The sequence below is a fragment of the Proteiniclasticum sediminis genome (assembly GCF_018128025.1).
GTDB lineage: Bacteria > Bacillota > Clostridia > Clostridiales > Clostridiaceae > Proteiniclasticum > Proteiniclasticum sediminis.
Genome location: NZ_JAGSCS010000055.1, coordinates 1 through 1,215, shown reverse-complemented (window position 1 = coordinate 1,215; position 1,215 = coordinate 1). Strand labels below are relative to the sequence as shown.

The following is a 1,215-nucleotide window of genomic DNA, read 5'->3' as shown; positions in this document are numbered from 1 at the left end:
AGCCCAGTGGAGAAAGCGAGCGCCGTCCCACAACAGATAGGATTGATGCTTTTCTGGCATGTGCTCCGGCGTGGTACTGTACTGCCCGGGTTTACCGTGCAAGCGGAGATGGGAGGCGATTCGCGTCTGATGGAGAAAGATTTCGACCATCTTCGGGGTCATCCGGACGTCCACCTTCTCCTTGATGTATTCATAGGGAACAGAATAATTCATCTTCTCGACCGTGATGTGGTAGTTGAATTGGACGGTGGCGGTTTTCCACTGTGCGATTTCAAAGGGATGGACAGGCAATGGAAGAAGGAGATCACGTTCCTCATCACGGAAAGCTTGTTCCCTCGAGGTAGGCTTCTTTTGGAAGGGTTTACGGTTCAACTCTTTTAGCTTTTCCCGGATTCCCTGGTTTAGATCAGCCAAGCTGAAAAATTGCTGATGACGAAGGGCTGCAATGATCCAGGTGGACACATTGGATACGGAGGATTCCACGGAAGGTTTGTCTTTGGGCCGCTTGACACGAGCCGGAAGGATCACGGTGCCGTAATGTTCCGCTAGCTCTTGGTAGGTCCGATTCAAGAGGGGATCCACAAAATGCGGGGTGACCACCCCGGTTTTCAGATTGTCATTAATCAGGGAACGCGGAACCCCACCATAAAATTGAAAAGCATGAATATGAGCGCTAATCCAGCTTTCGGTACTCATATCCAGGAAGCCCTCGGCATAGGTATACTGGCTGCTGGATAATGTGGACACAAAGACAAATGCATCCAACACCTCGCCAGTGGTGCTGTCCAAAATGTGGGCTTTCTGCCCCGCCCAGTCAACCTCCAGGCTGTCGCCTGGTTTTCGATGCAAGTGCATGGTGGCTTTGTTTCGTACGGCAAAGTCCCGGTACATCTTATTGAACTGGGTGTACATATAGGGGATCTTTCCGGCCATCCTGGCCGTAAGACAGTATTCGTCCCAAAGCAACGTGAGATTGACGCCAGGCTTGGCCAATTCCTTGTGAATCTGCTCAAAATCCGGCAATAGCCGATTGGAGTCCAGTTCGACCGGAGGGAACAGCAGTTTGGTGAGCTGATCTTCCGTTAGCAATTCAAGCTGGGACCACGCCAATTCTGTGCGGTTCAAAGCATCCAGGACTTTCGCGACAGTGTTCCGGGAACAACCTAAAAGAGAGGCAATACTACGGCTGCTCAGCGATTGATGGTGAAGGCGAAG

At 51.4% G+C, this 1,215-nt stretch carries 1 protein-coding gene; it reads right to left on the bottom strand.

Annotated elements, in window-relative coordinates:
• The coding region (gene istA / locus KCG48_RS14490) for an IS21 family transposase (RefSeq protein ID WP_211802887.1) at positions 1–1,215 on the bottom strand (1,215 nt) is incomplete at both ends.